An 18028-nucleotide genomic window follows, 5' to 3' on the forward strand; every position below is an offset into this window, starting at 1 on the left:
TATCAATAGATGAGGAAGGTACCATGCAACTAGAAGAAGTAGCTAAAGCTATGAAAGAATTAGGACATCCAACACGTTTGTTTATTTTCAAACACCTTGTTAAAGCCGGTGAACAAGGTTTACCTGTAGGTGATCTACAAAAACAACTTGCGATTCCATCTTCAACACTGAGTCATCATATATCCGCTCTTGTTTCCGTAGGTCTGGTCAAACAAAATCGCGAAAGCCGCTCCTTAATCTGCGTTTCTCAATATGACAAGTTAGAGTCGATTATTGATTTTCTACGCGAAGAATGTTGCATCAACAGTCCAAAGATTTAAATCGAGGCAATCCATTGTTTTTATTTGATAAAGGAGCCGCCTAAATAACAGGCGGCTCTCCTGTCGCTTATTTCAATTTTTTGCCTGCATCATCAACGACTTTCTCGCCATCTTCCTTGGCGAAAGCCCCTTTCTGAGCATCAGGAAGGATATCCAGAACAACTTCAGAAGGACGGCACAGTTTGGTTCCCAGCGGTGTTACCACGATGGGGCGATTAATCAGGATCGGATGCTGCAACATAAAGTTAATTAACTGGTCGTCAGTAAATTTATCTTCGGCAAGACCCAGTTCCTCATATGGCTCGACGTTCTTACGTAGTAACGCCCGGACGGAAATGCCCATATCAGCAATGAGTTTGACCAGCTCATCGCGTGAAGGTGGAGTCTCAAGGTAAAGAATAACGGTCGGCTCATTACCGCTGTTGCGGATCATCTCAAGCGTGTTACGCGACGTGCCGCAGGCAGGATTGTGATAAATGGTGATGTTGCTCATATCAGTATCTCATTACAAAGTGAAAGAGAGACGTAGCGCCAGCGCTGCCAGCGTTACAAACAGCACAGGCAGAGTCATGATAATCCCGGTGCGGAAATAGTATCCCCACGTGATGGTCATATTCTTCTGTGAAAGTACATGTAGCCAGAGCAGCGTTGCCAGGCTACCAATAGGTGTGATTTTCGGCCCCAGATCGCAGCCAATCACGTTGGCATAAATCATCGCCTCTTTGATGACGCCGGTTGCGGTACTGCCATCAATAGAAAGAGCGCCAACCAGCACGGTAGGCATGTTGTTCATGATGGAAGACAGGAAAGCCGTCAGGAAGCCAGTACCCAGCGTCGCGGCCCAGAGTCCTTTATCAGCCAGCACGTTCAGAACACCTGAAAGATATTCGGTTAGCCCTGCGTTGCGCAGACCGTAAACTACCAGGTACATCCCCAATGAGAAGATGACGATCTGCCAGGGTGCACCATGTAGCACTTTACCAGTGTTAATGGCATGGCCTCGTTTCGCCACTGCAAACAGAATTATCGCCCCAACCGCTGCAATCGCACTAACGGGAATACCGAGCGGCTCGAGGACGAAGAAACCAACAAGCAGGAGAATCAGAACTATCCAGCCAGTGCGGAATGTAGCCGTATCTTTTATTGCCTCTGTTGGTTTCTTTAGGAGGGCCAGATCGTAAGTTGGCGGGATGTCCTTGCGGAAAAACAGATGCAGCATAATTAGTGTGGCAATAATGGCGGCGATATCGACCGGTACCATCACCGATGCATATTCGGTGAATCCCAGACCAAAGAAGTCCGCCGAAACAATATTCACCAGGTTCGACACGATAAGCGGCAGGCTGGCAGTATCGGCAATAAACCCGGCTGCCATGACGAATGCCAGCGTGGTACCTTTGCTGAATCCTAATGCCAGCAGCATAGCAATAACGATTGGTGTCAAAATAAGTGCCGCACCATCGTTGGCAAACAGTGCCGCCACCGCTGCGCCGAGCAGGACGATATAGGTAAAGAGCAAACGGCCACGACCGTTACCCCAGCGTGAAACATGCAATGCCGCCCATTCGAAAAAGCCTGATTCATCGAGCAGCAGGCTGATGATAATCACCGCAATAAAGGTCGCTGTCGCGTTCCAGACGATATTCCACACCACCGGAATATCGCCTATATGCACAACGCCAGAAATCAAAGCCAGGCCCGCGCCCAGCGTTGCACTCCAGCCGATCCCTAATCCTTTCGGTTGACAGATAACCAAGACAATGGTCAGGACAAAAATAGCGCCTGCCAGTAACATACACCCTCCTGACAGGGCGGATCTGCCGCCCTGTATAAACAAAAAATTAACTCGCCAACTCTCTGAGTTTTTCAATACCTGTTGGCTCAGAAGCCAGTACCGGAACGAGCGCTATATGGTCAGCGTGCTGATTCTTAACAGCCTCAATCTGAGGCTGTTCCTGCTGAGCGCGCTGGCAAAGCAACGGAGAACGCGTATCCGCGATGGAAAGGCTGTTATTGATAATCCAGCCCCATGGATGAATCCCCGCTCTTTCAAGGTCAGCCTGTAGGCTTGCCGCTTCCAGTACCGGTGTGGTTTCAGGCAGAGTGACCAGCAGAACTTTGGTTCGTTCCGGGTCCTGAAGCTGCATCATTGGGGTAGTAAAATGACCTTTCTCCCCCATTTTTTTGGCAATCTCTCGGTGGTAAGCCCCGGTAGCATCCAGCAACAACAGCGTGTGCCCAGTGGGAGCTGTATCCATGACAACAAACCGCTTACCTGCTTCACGAATCACTCGGGAAAAAGCCTGGAACACGGCAATTTCTTCAGTACAGGGAGAACGTAAATCTTCTTCCAATAGCCGTTTCCCTGCTTCGTCCAGATCTTTTCCCTTCGTCTCAAGAACATGCTGGCGATAGCGTTCGGTTTCATCGTGAGGGTTGATGCGGCTGACCTGCAGGTTTTTGAGGCTGCCGTTCAGCGTTGTACTCAGGTGCGCAGCGGGATCAGAGGTGGTGAGATGCACGTCATATCCCATGTCTGCCAGCCTTACGGCGATGGCAGCAGCCATCGTGGTTTTCCCTACACCACCTTTGCCCATCAACATAATCAGGCCATGTTCACTGCGGGCGATATCATCGACCAGGTCAGAGAGCGATAAGTTTTCAGGCGTGTACAGGACGTTCGGTACCGGGAGCGGTAATGCATCAAAACGGGTATCCAGCAACCCCTTCAACGCAGACACACCAACCATATTTACTGGCTGGAGTAATAAGGTATCTCTCGGTAGCTCAGATAAACCAGCAGGAAGATTTGCCAGTGCTTCCTGCTCCCGTTGCCATATCGCAGCAGCCAGCGCGTCATGTTCAGCTTCGGCTTTAGGCAGCACACCATTAATAACCAGGTACTGGTTTTTCAGGCCAATTGCGGCCAGTTCTTCATGGGTGCGGGCTACTTCCTGCAGCGTAGATTTTTGCAGTCGTGCAACCAGAACCAGGCGGGTACGTTCAGGATCGGACAACGCCTCTACCGCATGAGCATACTGCTCACGCTGCTTTTCCAGCCCGGCCATTGGGCCAAGACAGGAAGCACCATCCGGATTACTTTCAATGAAACTACTCCAGGCACCGGGAAGCTGGAGAAGGCGAATCGTGTGGCCCGTCGGCGCTGTATCAAAAATGATGTGATCGAAGCGGGTCAGCAGGGAAGCGTCTGTCAATAAGCCGGTGAACTCATCAAACGCCGCAATCTCAGTCGTACAGGCTCCTGAAAGCTGCTCGCTGATACTGTTAACAACGTCTTCAGGCAGAAGACCTTTGATAGGATCAACGATTCTGGAGCGGTATTGTTGGGCAGCTTCCTGAGGGTCAATCTCCAGAGCGGAAAGTCCAGTAACTGCTGTCACAGAGCGAATGGTGTTACCGATAGCCTGGTCGAATACCTGACCGACATTGGAGGCTGGATCTGTACTGACCAGCAAAACCCGCTTACCTTGTTCGGCAAGGCGGATAGCCGTCGCGCAGGAAATGGACGTTTTTCCTACGCCACCCTTGCCAGTAAAAAACAGGTAAGGCGGGATATTCTCTAAGAATTTCATATGTCCTCCTGACATATTCAGCAACAGGAAGTATTACCACCACAGCAGCTGGTGGGAGCTAACCCTACCTTCTCCAGCGGAATACCGAACCAGCGAGCCAGCTCAGCGCGTTTTGGGTATCGCCCAGCCATCACCGTTTCACCGTCCAACAGCAGTAGCGGAAGCCCTTCTGCTCCAGATGCTTCGAGGAATACTTTCGCTTTCTCATTATGAACAAAGCTCATGGGCTGCTGCGCCAGGTTATAACGTTCAACCTGTACGCCACGTCCTTTCAGCCACTGCACATCAGCAGAGAAATCAACCAGAACCTGATCGACATCTGAGCCACATACGCCGGTACTGCAGCACATTGCCGGGTCAAACACCGTTAACGTCTTCATTCTGAATACCTCACATTCGAAAAATCATATATGTTCAGGCAAATTTTTTAGATGCAAACAGCCTTACCGCTACCAAAGCAGTTTGCCGATGCCAGCTTACGGGCGATGGCCTGTACGTCGTCCTGTTGGCTTAACCAAGCCTGCTCAATTACCTGAGCAGCCCATGACGGAATATGCGGAGATAAGCGGTAGTGAACCCACTTGCCCTGCTTGCGATCCAGTAATAATCCACTTTCCCGGAGCATTGCCAGATGACGGGAGATCTTGGGCTGCGACTGATCCAGCGCCGTACAGAGATCGCACACGCATAGCTCTCCCATTTCTCTAAGCAGCAACACGATGCCCAGCCGAGTTTCATCGGAAAGGTTTTTGAAGAGTTGTAGAGAAGTTAGTTCAGCCATTTTAGTCTCCTGAATTCTCTCCGTAGTTTCCTGCAATAGTTGAGTGTCGTCAACCATCACATTCGAAAATTCGAATACGATGGCTATGTGGTTTTAATATCAGATTTACTGATTGTTCATTATTCAATTTGTTAATCCTGCCGCTTTTCGACGCCTGTATTCATCTATCAGTAATTGTGCTGGCGTTGGTCCTGCCGGATGGCGCGGCGCTTCCAGTTGACGTCGAATTGGTGGGACACTTAGTCCATTACCAACATGCTTCGACCACTTCGTGAGTAACTTTTCTGCCAGTCGTTTCAGCTCCCCCTCTGTCATTTGTCGTTCTACGCCCGTTCTGCGCATTTCAATGCAGATGTGATACAGCACGGGCTGAGGCCATGGATATTTATCGCTTCCTGAATACCGATATGACTCATTGCGCCAGCGCCGGTATTCCGTCATAACCTGCTCCGATTTCAGTCCGAATGGATTCGCCCCACTCTCTGAAACCAGAGAAACAAACTCAGCCAGGTCAGGCGGCCATGTATTTCCCATCGCGCAGCGCTCCATGCATTGCTGACAGACCAGCCGAATTTGAGGTTCAGTCATCGAACCTATCTGGGCTATCCAGATAGGCGAAGGCTCCGCCCCGTTCTTCTGGGTCCATCGGTTCGAATACACCTCCCCCATGACCTGCCACAGTCGCCAGGCTGTTTCCGTCGTCATCAAGTCCATTCCTGCGGCGCCACTCTGCGTGTGCTGACTGAATTTGCTGAACTGCCCGGGATGCTGTTGGTTCTGATCCTGCTCCCACATGACTGTTACCTCCGGTTTCTGGTTTTACCTGCGTTCTCACCCGGGCTACATGTCGGGCAAATTTTTGTTCCCACTGGATTTGTGTAAAAACTTTCCCTTCCGACTCCCAATACGCGGTGAATTCTGCGAGTTCAGTCAGAAGGTAATCTGGTTCAGGCAGGGAGATACCCCACGATGCAGCGCGCTGTCGGAAGTCTCTGGAGGGAAGCCAGCTATCTGTCATGCTGAATTTCCCGATCGGTTCATCAACACCGTCCAGGTACCGGGGCATGGCCGGGGATGGCAGTTCATCCCCATTCGGATTTTTCATCGCGCCCGCGTTAAGAGAGGGGTTTAAGATCTGTTTACTGCTAACTGCTTTCTGGATACCTGATGGCAAAGGTTTAGCCAAAGACTTAGCCTTATCCTTAGGCAAAGCGAAAGCCTTATCAAAAGCCGTCCCCATAGCGTCAGAAACCCCGTAGCAGGCGGCTTTGAGAGCTTCATATGCTTTATCTTTCAGTGAACATTCAGGCAGTAATTCAAACGATCTTGCCCATGATTTGATCACGTTCACTGATGCTGGAGGGTTATGTTTCACCGCGTTAGGCAACCAAAAAACTCTGGCTTTAAGATCGGCTTCCACCATACCTAACGCTATGGCTTCGCCTAAGGCTAAGTCGAAGGCTTCGACATCCCAGTTTAATTCTTCAGCCATAGCCGCCCTTCCCGCCTTATACAGCCCGGGAATAATCCCTGTGAATGGACCCGTAAGCAGGTAAATAAACAGACTCTGCCCACTTGGCGGGAGTGGTGATAAGGCTCGAAACTTAGGATCATCCCACATGGTGATCTTCACCTTACGGTAAGGCTCGTTACTAGCCTTACTCTTAGGCATGGCCTTAGCCAAAGGATTAGGCATACTTCACCCCGCGAGTTGCAGTAATAATGGTCATTGGTCAAAACTCGATTAAAACAATTGCGGCGCTACGGCGCTTATACTCGCCAGTAGTGGTCCCGCCGCGTCAGCAGGTAACATGTTGAACAATGCGATTGCCGCCTCACGAATCTCCTTCTCGAGCTTTTGTAATGGCGCGCCAATTAATTTCGCATGGTGTGCCTCACTGCACTCTTTGATAGCGTTCGCCACCAGCTCTGCTTCTGTGCTCGCATTACTTAATCCGTGCTTTCTGGCAATCTGAACTGGCATAGCAGCAATAATTGAACCTGACAGTTGCATAACGTAAGCCGTGTACTTTTCCGAACCGCCCTCGTTTTTCAGATATCGGAATAAATTCTGTTTATTAACAGCAATTCCACGGCCATCTACTTTGGCCCACTCTTCAGCCACCAGCTGAGCGATCCGTTCCTGTGCCTGTCCTGGTAATGTCGATTCCCATTCACGAACGGCAACCCAGATTTTTTTGCACTTCATCCAATCCCGGCGACAAACAGAAAACTGATTTTTTGTTTTCTGAGTTCTCACCATCGTCGGGGTATGGTTTTTAAAAGAGATGGTTTGCATGGTCACTCCTTAGGTAATCCATCCGTTGGATTTGGGTATAAGTCGGGTCTAAGTTCGTGGGGGGTAACCCCTGTAGCGCTAAAGACTTGAAGTACCCGTGACGAAGGAACAGTACCTTTTGCTTTCCACTGACTTACTGCCATTCCGCTTACACCAATCGTGCAAGCTAATTTATTGGCCGAGCCAGCTAGTCGAATTGCGTTATCAATGGCTGTCATAACTATCTCCTTTTTAAATTGGGAGTAATAAACCATAGGTTTACATCAATTGCAAACTTTAAATTTATTGTGACTATAAACCAAACATTTACAATGGGTGTATGAAAAACACTGACGATCTCAATAACCAACTGGTAGCCCGCTTAGAAGAAATTACTCAAAGAGGGATCAGCAAAGCTGATATGGCTCGCATTGCAGGAGTTACGCCTCAAGCTGTGAATGGGTGGTTTAAGAAGGGAGTTATCAGTAAGAAGTCCGCCATAGCAATTGCGGAAGCCGCCAACGTGTCCGTTACTTGGTTGTTAGGTGAGAAAGTATCAGAAGATTCAGGTCTCAAGCCTAACGAGAGCAAAATGCTTAACTTGTTTAGGCAGCTACCAGAGGCAGAGCAAGAGCGAATGATCGATACCTTTGCACTGCGGTTAAAGGAAATTGATGATTACGTTGAGAAATATCTTCGTGGTCGTTTTAAGGCTAACGATGTGAACTAAGAGTTTATTCCCATCCATTGAAACCGGCGTCTGCCGGTTTTTTTTCGCCCTTTTGTCAGAACCTCCCTCCCCTTAGTTTTTCACGACTGATAAAGCAAATGTTTGCCTCTATATCAATTGATGGTTGACACAAACATTAAACCAATGATTTAATCATTCTATCGAAAACGTCATCGAGGCAGGACGCCCACGAAGTAGCTGCCGGCGGCATACGAATCACCGGATGAGATGGCGAACATTAATGCGCAGCAGTCAGTACCGTTCCGCTTGCCAGCGATAAGGCTAAATGAAGAACCACCCTGTATCACTGTTACTGGACACAGGGACAGAATGTTGAGGGAAACATTATGAGGATCGAAATAACTAAAGTTGGAGGCAAGGTTTGCTTAGTCATATCCCCTATCAAGTTCTCTGTCGCGGATCGCATAGCTACTGCCATGGAAAACAGCGAAATCGTTGCAGCTCTTGGTGCTTATTTCACAGCCATTGGAGAGGCACCAAACGGAGAACTCGTTGGGCTCTATCTCTATTTTAATAACTTGGATACCGTTACGTTCGTAACGCTCAATCATTTGATTGAAACGGATGAGCCAGTCCCGATAGTCATCAGGTAATACCCACGAATCGGTCAGAACTTCTTTACAGGAATCATACTGTGCGCGGTTCTTGAACCAAAAAACACTTATTGGTCGAGCGGTCATTTTTATGTCCTTGCTGGCTAGATGGGAAATACCAGCTTACCACCGAGCCTGAAATGGAGAAATGACCGGTAAAACAAGGAAACCAAAATGATTGATTTTGCGCGTAAACCAGTGCGGTGTCAGGCCGTACATCTAAATCGCATTGAAGTAATCATTCGACTGATTTGCTACACGCTTGCCCAGAAGGGCGACCCGTCTGCCGACCAACAGACTGCAGTTCGTTCATAACGAGTTTGACCAATGGCTGTTGCCAGCATCAGTAAGGAAGTGACTATGGAGTTTGGAATAAAACGTGTGGTGGCTTCAGTTCAGGTCGTTGCCATCCTCAACAGAATTTACAACGGCAGCCCGGTTTCCATCGCATCAATCAGCAAGGAATCAAAGCTGTCTATGTCTTACCTGGAACAAATCTTCTCGAAGCTGCGTACCAGTGAAATTGTCACCAGCCAGCGTGGCGCTGGTGGCGGATACCACCTTCGCAAAGCAAATCCCAGCGTGGCTGACGTCGTTCGCGCCGTTACTCACACGCCTGATTCATTTGAGCCCGTGCTGAATGCTCTGGAGTGGGTCCCCGTCGCACAGCTGACGCAGGGAAAATCACCTACCCCATAAAGCACAAAACCCGCGCAAGGCGGGTTAAGTACCCGGTCAGCCGACCAAAGCTTTCCGGAACGAGTTTTGACCAATAACCACTACCTTAGGCGGCGATCATCAGCTGCCGGGTATCTTACAATCCTATGGAGCCCGAACGCAATGTTAACGTATGCGTATCTTATTAAAGCCAAAGCGAAAGCGACTGAGGCAAAAAACCTGTTTTGCTGGTTCTCTGCGAAATCAGATTCCCGTGCAGAACGCGAAATCCTTAATATTCTCGAAGACAACGATATTGCCGTCGGTCGTGGCGCCGACTATCAATTACCTGTCCGCACCAACTGGTTTGTTGTTGACGATCTTCCTGAGGAAAGCACACTTGATGACACATGGTGCGATCGTTACGAACTGGCAGAAGATCAGCAAACGTGGCAACTGAAACAGAACCCTGATAATGAGAATCAGGAGGCTTCCTGCCAGCAAAAACCTGAAACTACCAGTGCCAATGTACCCAACAGCGATGCGCCAGCATTGCTCCGCCCCATATCTCGCCTGCGCCTGTCTCAGCGTCTGATTGCGCACCTGGTCAATGACACTGAAGAGAAGGAAATCAGTGAAGCGCAGCACATCCAAATCGGGCAAATGGTACTGGACGAAAATGATCTCTATGTACAAAACCTGTTACTGGCCGTTGCGAATGTGCCGTCGGTGAAAGAGCTTTCTGCTCATGTTGAGTGGAAGCTGGCAAATGCAATAAAAGAAGTCTTTGACCGTGAGCAGGTCTATACCGTTGCTTCATTTGAGCAATTTATTTCCGAATGGATTGAAGAACCAGAAAAGCGGGCTCTTACCGTTCAGGAGTGGATTAATGATAAGAAAGCACGAGTTGCGGGTGATGAACATGCCACTCCACCTGTAACGCCAGAGCTTATTACCGTTGCGACTCTGCCGCTACGCCAGCGCCTCTTAGCTCAGTTTATTTCTGAAGAATATGCTTACCATATTGATACTGAGCAGAAGAAAACCATTCAGGAACTCGAGCTGGATGTAGATAACAGCTATGTGCAGAACCTGCTGCTTGCCGCCGAGAATGTAGAACCATTCAGGAAAGCGCCAGAGATCGATATCTGGAAGATCGTCAGCGCGCTGAAAACCGTTTTTCCGGTTGATGGAAAACGAGTTGATCTGGTCACCGTTATTCAGTTCTTTAAGGCCTGGTTCAACACTGAACACATTGACCGTGGGCTGCTGGTTAAAGAGTGGTGTAAGGGCAATCGCGTGTCGCAGATTCAGCGCACTGACTCCGGAACCAACGCTGGCGGCGGCAATGGGACCGATCGCAACCCGGAACTTGTCCACACGCTGGACACTCTGGACATTGATATTGCGCTGGCCACACTTCCAATGGATTTCAACATCTACGATATCCCAGGTGGCGTTTTCCGTCGTGCAAAAGAGATCATTGCTAAAAACGAAAGCCCGTTCAAAGAGTGGTCCGCCGTCCTGCGCAAACGCGCTGGCATTCTGGATTATTCCCGCGCCGCTATTTTCGCGCTTATTCGTAGTGCAGAAGAAAACACTCACCATTTCCCGGAACTGCTGAGCCGTTACATCAACAAAAACCTGACTGAAACCGACCACCAGCACCCAACTGAAGAAACCCTGGCGGCAGCCGGTCACGTACCAGAAAAAAGCTGGGAAAACGAGATTAAAGAGAGGTCCACAGCTGAACAGAAGGCAACAGCCGAACAACCAGAAATCGCCAACATGGGCAACGGTGTTTTCTCCATTGATGGCCTGATGGGTAACCAGCCGGCGCCAGCGCTTTCTGTCGTAGACCAGGTACGCCAGCGCGCCGTCGAAGAAAAATTACATCAAGCCAATACCGAGGAAACCACCAGCACTGTGCAGATGGAAAAAACTGACAACAGCGAAATCAAAGCCAATCCTGATGTGCCTCAGGGTGAAGCAGCAGCTTTGCCAGTTGAAAGCACTGAAGCAACTGGTGAGCCTCCAGCTTCCCTGAATAATGAACCCGTTCACCATATAGATACGGATCACCTGAACGCTTTTTATACTCACCTGATGGTTGATTTGGAAACTATGGGCAGCGGTCCTGATGCACCAATAGTCTCTATCGGCGCCGTATATTTTGATCCTTCAACTGGTAACACTGGTGCCGAATTTTACCAGGTTGTCAGTCTTGAATCATCGATGTCGTTTGGCATGAAACCGGATGCGTCAACAATTCAGTGGTGGTTGAAACAATCATCTGAAGCCCGCTCTGCAATTCTGGTTGATGAGGCCATGGGGCTGCGTGAAACCCTTGAACTACTGGCTGACTTTATTGCTGAAAATGCTGCTAACGGTAGTCACACTGTTCAGCTGTGGGGTAATGGTTGCTCGTTTGATAACGTCATTCTCCGCCGCGCATATGCATTAACAGAAACTCCCTTCGCTGTTCCGTTCTGGAATGACAGGGACGTAAGGACCATGGTTGAACTGGGTAAATCTGTCGGTATCAACCCGCGCTTCGACATCCCGTTTGAAGGCGACATGCACAATGCGCTTTCTGACGCCCGGCATCAGGTCAAATACGCATCTGCAATCTGGCAGCGCCTGACAAAAAACTGATTTTAGGTTTTCACTTACAGCCAGCTGCAGCATGTACTGTTGTGGCTGGCGGCATCGGAGTTATGTATGTCGCAACTCATTTTCAGCGAAGAGTGGATGGTTGAAGCGCGACTAACAGAAAAGACCGGCTTGTCGGAAAGACAAATTAAAAGTTATCGGTTGAATTTGTGGATCGAAGGCGTGCATTTCAAACATCTGACAGCTCTCGGGGATACTGACAATTCGAAAGGTCTGCTTTGGTACAACTATCCAAAGATTAACCAATTAGTACAGGATGCATGATGGACTTTCCAACCGGCGTTGAGCTGCATAATGGAAAAATACGGATCACATTTACCTATCGCGGCAAACGTTGCCGCGAAGTCCTTCGCGGCTGGACGGTGAACAGCAGCAACATCAAAAAAGCTGGAAATCTTCGTGCGCTCATAACAAGTGAAATACAGCTCGGTAAGTTCGACTATGCGGAACGTTTCCCGGAATCCAAAGCGCTTAAGAAGTTCATCACAACCAAAAAAATTACCACGTTTAAAGAACTAAGTGATTTTTTTACAGACACCAAAGCCTTAGAGGTATCTGGTGCAACACTGCTATCGCTTACTTCGGTCGTAAATACGTTACTGCGTGTAGTCGGAGAAAATACCCGTCTGGTAGATATTGAGTATGCCGATATTTTGCATTACCGAAAGGAGTTATTGACCGGGACAATTATTAACCCGGCAATGCCGAATCTGACCAGGCAGGGCCGCGCGCCCTCAACAGTCAATAAACAGATGGCAGTTTTATCAGAAATGCTTAAGCTCGCAAACCGAAGCCAGTTTATATTGCATGCTCCTTATGAAGGAGTGTCGCGACTCAAGTTATCTAAAAATGATCCCGACCCACTTTTACTTCATGAGTACCAGGCTCTGATAGCCGCCCTTCCCCGTAGCCAGGCATTAATCATTATTGTTGCCGTACATACGGGGATGAGGCCGGGCGAGATATGCGCCCTGGCATGGGAAGACATTGATTTGGTAAAAGGTGAAATCCACGTATCCAGAAGTTTGACGAATAAGCGAGTATTTGTACCCCCTAAGACAGATGCCGGAATAAGGACGATAACGTTGCTTAAACCTGCTCTGGATGCACTGAAGGAACAATACGAAGTCACCGGCGCTAATCCGAAGCAAGAAATTCGATTTCACCATCGGGAGATCGGAAAAACTGAGCAGCAATCTCTTCGCTTCGTTTTTTCACCGACAGCATATTCGTCAAAAAAAGGCAGTTACTTCTCCAAGAACTCGATTGCCTATGGCTGGAAGCGAGGCACTAAACTTGCCAATATCCGCGAAAGGAATCCTTATCAGTCACGGCATACCTACGCATGCTGGACGTTGATGGCCGGAGCGAATCCGTCATTCATAGCGAGTCAGATGGGACATGAAGATGCGCGAATGGTGTACGAGGTTTACTCCAAGTGGATTGGCGACATGAACCAGGATCAGGTCAACATGCTGAACAATCAGATGCCAACGGCATTGCCCCCAGGACGCCCCCACGGGCAGGGGAGCATGAGAAAAGTTATTTAATTTCATAGCGCTGCTTTCAATCAACATAATCAGCGTTAAACTATTCATACCGTTCATATAGGGAGTAACGATGATGCGCGTACTGGTTGTCGAGGATAATGCTTTATTACGCCACCACCTCAAGGTTCAGTTACAGGATTTAGGGCATCAGGTGGATGATGCAGAGGACGCTAAGGAAGCAGACTATTACCTTAATGAACATCTGCCGGATATCGCGATCGTTGATTTAGGACTCCCTGATGAGGATGGTTTGTCGTTGATCCGCCGTTGGCGCAGCAACGATGTTTCGCTCCCGATTCTGGTATTAACCGCCCGTGAAGGCTGGCAGGACAAGGTGGAAGTGCTCAGCGCCGGCGCCGACGATTACGTCACAAAACCGTTTCACATTGAAGAAGTGGCTGCGCGCATGCAGGCGTTGATGCGTCGCAACAGCGGTCTGGCATCGCAGATTATCTCCCTTCCTCCTTTTCAGGTGGACCTCTCTCGCCGCGAGTTATCCGTCAATGATGAGGTTATCAAGCTCACGGCGTTCGAATACACCATAATGGAAACACTCATCCGCAATAACGGCAAAGTGGTCAGTAAAGATTTGCTCATGCTGCAGCTTTATCCGGATGCCGAGCTGCGTGAAAGTCATACTATTGATGTTCTGATGGGACGTCTGCGCAAAAAAATACAGGCGCAATATCCTGACGACGTCATCACCACCGTGCGTGGCCAGGGATATCTTTTTGAATTGCGCTAATGAATAAACTATTGCGTCATTTTTTCCCGTTATCGCTACGGCTACGTTTTTTACTGGCAACCGCTGGCGTGGTGTTGGTGCTCTCACTGGCCTACGGCATCGTTGCCCTGGTGGGTTATAGCGTCAGCTTTGATAAAACCACGTTTCGCCTGTTGCGCGGCGAGAGCAATCTGTTCTATACCCTGGCGAAATGGGATAACGGTAAAATTAATGTCGAGTTGCCCGAAAATCTCGACATGCAAAGCCCCACAATGTCGCTGATTTATGATGAAAACGGCAAGTTGCTGTGGGCACAGCGCAACGTCCCGTGGCTGACCCAGAGTATTCAACCTGACTGGCTGAAGACGAATGGTTTTCATGAAATTGAGGCCAATGTCGACGCCACCAGCACATTGCTGGGTGAAGATCACTCCGCACAGCAGCAGTTAAAAGAAGTCAGAGAAGACGACGACGACGCTGAAATGACCCACTCGGTAGCGGTAAATGTCTACCCAGCCACCGCCAGAATGCCCCAACTGACCATTGTGGTTGTCGATACCATTCCTATTGAGTTAAAGCGCTCGTATATGGTCTGGAGCTGGTTTATTTATGTGCTGGTCGCTAATCTGTTGTTAGTCATCCCACTGTTATGGGTGGCCGCCTGGTGGAGCCTGCGGCCTATTGAATCGCTGGCGCGTGAAGTTCGTGAGCTTGAAGAACATCATCGTGAGATGCTGAATCCAGCCACCACGCGTGAACTGACCAGTCTGGTCCGCAACCTCAACCGGCTGTTGAAAAGCGAACGTGAGCGCTACGACAAATACCGCACCACGTTAACCGATCTCACGCATAGCCTGAAGACACCGCTGGCCGTATTGCAAAGTACGATGCGCTCGATGCGTAACGAAAAAATGAACGTAAGCGACGCGGAGCCCATCATGCTCGAGCAAATCAGCCGTATTTCCCAGCAGATTGGCTATTACCTGCATCGCGCCAGCATGCGTGGCAGTAGCGCCCTTCTCAGCCGGGAACTGCATCCGGTCGCGCCGTTGCTGGATAAACTTACTTCGGCGCTGAATAAGGTGTATCAGCGTAAAGGTGTTAACATTAATCTCGACATCTCACCTGAAATCAGCTTTGTAGGCGAGCAGAACGATTTTGTCGAAGTGATGGGAAACGTGCTGGATAACGCCTGTAAATACTGTCTGGAGTTCGTCGAGATTTCAGCGCGACTATCAGAGGATCAACTGCATATTCTGGTTGAAGATGATGGCCCCGGCATTCCGCATAGCAAACGCGAAGTGGTGTTTGACCGCGGACAACGTGTCGATACGCTACGACCAGGACAAGGTGTCGGGCTGGCGGTAGCGCGTGAAATCACCGAACAGTATGACGGGCAGATTATTGCAGGTGACAGCCTGTTGGGCGGCGCGCGCATGGAAGTTATTTTTGGTCGCCAGCAGCCGGGGCAGAAAGACGAGTAATCGTCGCATGTAATAAATATGTACTGACTTCACGCTTGAGGTTAAGTATCCGTTATAATCGGTTGCAGATACCAGCCTGCGGATGCTCATTATGGAATACCAACTCACACTTAACTGGCCCGATTTTCTGGAACGCCACTGGCAAAAACGCCCGGTGGTCTTAAAACGCGGGTTTAACAACTTTATTGACCCACTCTCTCCTGACGAACTGGCTGGACTGGCAATGGAAAGCGAAGTCGACAGCCGACTCGTCAGCCACCAGGACGGTAAATGGCAGGTTAGCCACGGTCCGTTCGAAAGCTATGACCATCTTGGCGAAAACAACTGGTCGCTACTGGTGCAGGCGGTCAATCACTGGCATGAGCCAAGCGCGGCGCTGATGCGTCCGTTTCGCGAGCTGCCGGACTGGCGTATTGACGATCTGATGATCTCCTTCTCCGTACCCGGCGGCGGCGTTGGCCCGCATCTGGATCAGTACGATGTGTTTATTATTCAGGGTACCGGGCGTCGTCGCTGGCGTGTGGGCGAAAAACTACAGTTGAAGCAGCACTGCCCTCACCCGGATCTGCTGCAGGTCGACCCGTTTGAAGCCATCATTGATGAAGAGCTGGAACCCGGCGATATTCTGTATATTCCGCCAGGGTTCCCACACGAAGGCTACGCGCTGGAAAACGCCATGAACTATTCGGTGGGTTTCCGTGCGCCAAACACTCGCGAACTGATTAGCGGATTTGCCGATTACGTTTTGCAGCGTGAACTGGGCAGCACGTATTACAGCGATCCGGATCTGCCGCCACGCGATCATCCGGCTGACGTTCTGCCGCAGGAGATGGACAAGCTGCGCGAAATGATGCTGGGGCTGATTAATCAACCTGAACATTTCCAACAATGGTTTGGTGAGTTTATTTCTCAGTCTCGTCATGAACTGGATATTGCCCCGCCAGAGCCACCGTACCAGCCTGACGAAATCTACGATGCCCTGAAGCAAGGGGATGTATTAGTGCGTCTGGGTGGATTGCGTGTATTACGCATCGGCGACGATATCTACGCCAATGGTGAGAAAATTGACTCGCCGCATCGTCCTGCCCTTGAAGCCCTTGCCAGTCATATCGTACTGACGGCCGAGAATTTTGAGGATGCGCTGGAAGATCCATCCTTCCTTGCCATGCTGGCCGCACTGGTTAACAGCGGGTATTGGTTCTTCGAAGGGTAAATCATTGTGACTGCGCCGGATGGCGCTGCGCTTATCCGGCCTACAAATATCTCATCCCGTAGGCCGGATAAGCGCAGCGCCATCCGGCATCTACATTTATTTTTGTTTCGCCGCCAGCTCCGCAATACGTACAATGACCTGCACCGCTTTTTCCATCCCTTCCAGAGTCACAAATTCATGTTTGCCATGATAGTTGTAGCCGCCGGTGAACAGATTCGGACACGGTAACCCCATAAACGACAGCTGCGCGCCGTCGGTTCCGCCACGAATAGGCTTCAGCACAGGTTCAATATCGCAATCGCGCATCGCCTTCTGGGCAATATCCAGCACGTGCGGATGCTCAATCACTTTTTCGCGCATATTGTAATAGCTGTCTTCGATCACCAGCTCGATGTAGCAGTCCGGGTGTAACCCTTTGCCAACCTTCTTGGCGATATCCATGATCTTGCGTTTACGCGCTTCAAACTGCTTACGGTCAAAATCACGGATGATGTAGTGCATATCCGCCCGATCAACCGTCCCTTTCATGCTCGCCAGGTGATAAAAGCCTTCATAGCCTTCCGTCGTTTCCGGGCTTTCATCGGCCGGAACCTCCGCGTGAATACGCGCAGCCAGCGACAGCGCATTCACCATCACCCCTTTTGCGGTGCCCGGATGCACATTGTTGCCCACGATCTTGATATTAACCGACGCGGCGTTGAAGTTTTCAAACTCCAGCTCCCCCACGCCACCACCGTCAACGGTATAGGCCCACTGCGCATCGAATGCCGCAACGTCGAAATGCTTCGCCCCTTTACCGACCTCTTCGTCCGGCGTAAAGGCCACGCGGATATCACCATGCGGGATCTCTTTTTGGATCAGCACAGCCAACGCGGTCATGATTTCTGCGATGCCCGCTTTATCATCGGCGCCCAGCAATGTTTTGCCGTCTGTAGTGATTAGCGTCTGACCCAAAAGCTGATGCAGTACCGGGAACATCACCGGCGACAGAACTTCATCGCCAATACCTAACGCGATATCGCCCCCGCGGTAGTTTTCAACAATTTGTGGATTAACGTTTTTACCACTGCAATCCGGTGAGGTATCCACATGGGAAATAAAACCGATAGCGGGAATATTGCCAGCAACGTTAGCAGGCAACGTTGCCATCAGCGTCCCCTTTTCGCTGAGTGAAATATTGACCAGCCCCATCTCTTCGAGCTGTTGTTTGAGCAGTTGTAATAACTTCCACTGTCCTTCGGTGCTGGGTACTTGCCGCACGCCCGATTTGGATTGGGTGTCCAGCGACACGTAGTGTAAAAAACGCTCAAGTAGTTTATCCATGCAGTCACCCTCACTTTTTGTGACAACATTATCAATAAGCAACAAAAGACAAATATTGCGTCAGGTCACTTTTATCCCCGCAAGTAAG

Annotated in this window: 20 protein-coding genes and 1 pseudogene; 10 read left to right on the forward strand and 11 right to left on the reverse strand. The window is 49.8% G+C overall.

The genetic code is table 11. From position 1 onward, the window contains the following. The first annotated feature begins 23 nt into the window (after positions 1-23). The gene (locus KQJ18_RS01145; protein ID WP_038641364.1) at positions 24-320 is read left to right on the forward strand and encodes a metalloregulator ArsR/SmtB family transcription factor; all 297 of its coding nucleotides are present in this window, start codon (positions 24-26) and stop codon (positions 318-320) included. A 67-nt stretch (positions 321-387) separates the two neighbouring features. Here the strand turns inward: KQJ18_RS01145 and arsC are convergent, their stop codons facing one another. The 9 genes from arsC to KQJ18_RS01185 all read right to left on the reverse strand — a co-directional run bounded on the left by arsC (position 388) and on the right by KQJ18_RS01185 (position 7211). Then, positions 388-813 carry a glutaredoxin-dependent arsenate reductase gene (arsC, locus tag KQJ18_RS01150; protein WP_038641366.1) on the reverse strand — a complete coding sequence of 142 codons (426 nt, stop codon included), beginning with the start codon at positions 811-813 and terminating at the stop codon, positions 388-390. Positions 814-825: 12 nt separating this feature from the next. After that, entirely contained in the window at positions 826-2115 is a 1290-nt protein-coding gene (arsB, locus tag KQJ18_RS01155; RefSeq protein WP_038641369.1) for an arsenite efflux transporter membrane subunit ArsB, read from the reverse strand. A 46-nt stretch (positions 2116-2161) separates the two neighbouring features. Next, positions 2162-3913: an arsenite efflux transporter ATPase subunit ArsA gene (gene arsA, locus KQJ18_RS01160; protein ID WP_038641371.1), complete on the reverse strand. Its 1752-nt coding sequence runs from the start codon at positions 3911-3913 to the stop codon at positions 2162-2164. A 17-nt stretch (positions 3914-3930) separates the two neighbouring features. Next, the gene (gene arsD / locus KQJ18_RS01165; protein ID WP_038641374.1) at positions 3931-4293 is read right to left on the reverse strand and encodes an arsenite efflux transporter metallochaperone ArsD; all 363 of its coding nucleotides are present in this window, start codon (positions 4291-4293) and stop codon (positions 3931-3933) included. Between the two features lie 47 nt (positions 4294-4340). Continuing rightward, positions 4341-4694 (reverse strand): As(III)-sensing metalloregulatory transcriptional repressor ArsR, encoded by a 354-nt coding sequence (gene arsR, locus KQJ18_RS01170; RefSeq protein ID WP_038641375.1) that lies wholly within the window; start codon positions 4692-4694, stop codon positions 4341-4343. A gap of 123 nt (positions 4695-4817) precedes the next feature. Next, positions 4818-5363: a replication protein P gene (locus KQJ18_RS01175; protein ID WP_127785720.1), complete on the reverse strand. Its 546-nt coding sequence runs from the start codon at positions 5361-5363 to the stop codon at positions 4818-4820. Beyond that, on the reverse strand, positions 5275-6186 hold the full coding sequence (locus KQJ18_RS24575) for a DnaT-like ssDNA-binding domain-containing protein (protein WP_253297431.1): 912 nt from the start codon (positions 6184-6186) through the stop codon (positions 5275-5277). The genes KQJ18_RS01175 and KQJ18_RS24575 overlap by 89 nt, the downstream gene beginning before the upstream one ends. Before the next feature lie 252 nt (positions 6187-6438). After that, positions 6439-6993: a toxin YdaT family protein gene (locus KQJ18_RS01180; RefSeq protein ID WP_048235612.1), complete on the reverse strand. Its 555-nt coding sequence runs from the start codon at positions 6991-6993 to the stop codon at positions 6439-6441. Between the two features lie 2 nt (positions 6994-6995). Then, entirely contained in the window at positions 6996-7211 is a 216-nt protein-coding gene (locus tag KQJ18_RS01185) for a YdaS family helix-turn-helix protein (RefSeq protein WP_032949519.1), read from the reverse strand. Positions 7212-7312: 101 nt separating this feature from the next. On the opposite strand from KQJ18_RS01185, the gene KQJ18_RS01190 reads away from it, so the two are divergent. Beyond that, positions 7313-7702, forward strand: coding sequence for a helix-turn-helix domain-containing protein (locus KQJ18_RS01190; protein ID WP_032949520.1), 390 nt, complete (start codon positions 7313-7315; stop codon positions 7700-7702). 386 nt (positions 7703-8088) lie between these two features. On the opposite strand, the gene KQJ18_RS01195 is transcribed toward KQJ18_RS01190, so the two are convergent. Next, complete coding sequence (locus tag KQJ18_RS01195; protein WP_199952186.1) at positions 8089-8403, reverse strand: hypothetical protein; 315 nt, start codon at positions 8401-8403, stop codon at positions 8089-8091. Positions 8404-8487: 84 nt separating this feature from the next. On the opposite strand from KQJ18_RS01195, the pseudogene KQJ18_RS24580 reads away from it, so the two are divergent. From KQJ18_RS24580 to roxA, 8 genes and pseudogenes are all read left to right on the forward strand, one after another. After that, a pseudogene (locus KQJ18_RS24580) lies at positions 8488-8631 on the forward strand (hypothetical protein); the annotation flags it as partial. 45 nt (positions 8632-8676) lie between these two features. Next, positions 8677-9015 carry an Rrf2 family transcriptional regulator gene (locus tag KQJ18_RS01200; RefSeq protein ID WP_199952187.1) on the forward strand — a complete coding sequence of 113 codons (339 nt, stop codon included), beginning with the start codon at positions 8677-8679 and terminating at the stop codon, positions 9013-9015. A 141-nt stretch (positions 9016-9156) separates the two neighbouring features. Beyond that, positions 9157-11628, forward strand: coding sequence for an exonuclease (locus KQJ18_RS01205; RefSeq protein ID WP_199952188.1), 2472 nt, complete (start codon positions 9157-9159; stop codon positions 11626-11628). 66 nt (positions 11629-11694) lie between these two features. Then, a complete protein-coding gene (gene xisR, locus KQJ18_RS01210; RefSeq protein WP_199952189.1) occupies positions 11695-11910 on the forward strand; it encodes an excisionase family protein in 216 nt (71 codons plus the stop codon). Beyond that, positions 11910-13196, forward strand: a complete 1287-nt coding sequence (locus KQJ18_RS01215) for a site-specific integrase (protein ID WP_216421267.1) — start codon at positions 11910-11912, stop codon at positions 13194-13196. The genes xisR and KQJ18_RS01215 overlap by 1 nt, the downstream gene beginning before the upstream one ends. A 73-nt stretch (positions 13197-13269) precedes the next feature. Next, positions 13270-13941 carry a two-component system response regulator PhoP gene (gene phoP, locus KQJ18_RS01220; protein ID WP_216421269.1) on the forward strand — a complete coding sequence of 224 codons (672 nt, stop codon included), beginning with the start codon at positions 13270-13272 and terminating at the stop codon, positions 13939-13941. Beyond that, positions 13941-15404 (forward strand): two-component system sensor histidine kinase PhoQ, encoded by a 1464-nt coding sequence (gene phoQ, locus KQJ18_RS01225; protein ID WP_216421254.1) that lies wholly within the window; start codon positions 13941-13943, stop codon positions 15402-15404. The genes phoP and phoQ overlap by 1 nt, the downstream gene beginning before the upstream one ends. 91 nt (positions 15405-15495) lie before the next feature. After that, on the forward strand, positions 15496-16617 hold the full coding sequence (roxA, locus tag KQJ18_RS01230) for a [50S ribosomal protein L16]-arginine 3-hydroxylase (protein ID WP_216421255.1): 1122 nt from the start codon (positions 15496-15498) through the stop codon (positions 16615-16617). Positions 16618-16713: 96 nt separating this feature from the next. Here the strand turns inward: roxA and pepT are convergent, their stop codons facing one another. Next, a complete protein-coding gene (pepT, locus tag KQJ18_RS01235; RefSeq protein ID WP_069323349.1) occupies positions 16714-17940 on the reverse strand; it encodes a peptidase T in 1227 nt (408 codons plus the stop codon). Positions 17941-18028 lie beyond the last annotated feature (88 nt).

It is taken from the genome of Citrobacter sp. S55_ASV_140, assembly GCF_018919505.1.
In the GTDB taxonomy this organism is placed as follows: Bacteria; Pseudomonadota; Gammaproteobacteria; order Enterobacterales; family Enterobacteriaceae; genus Citrobacter; species Citrobacter werkmanii.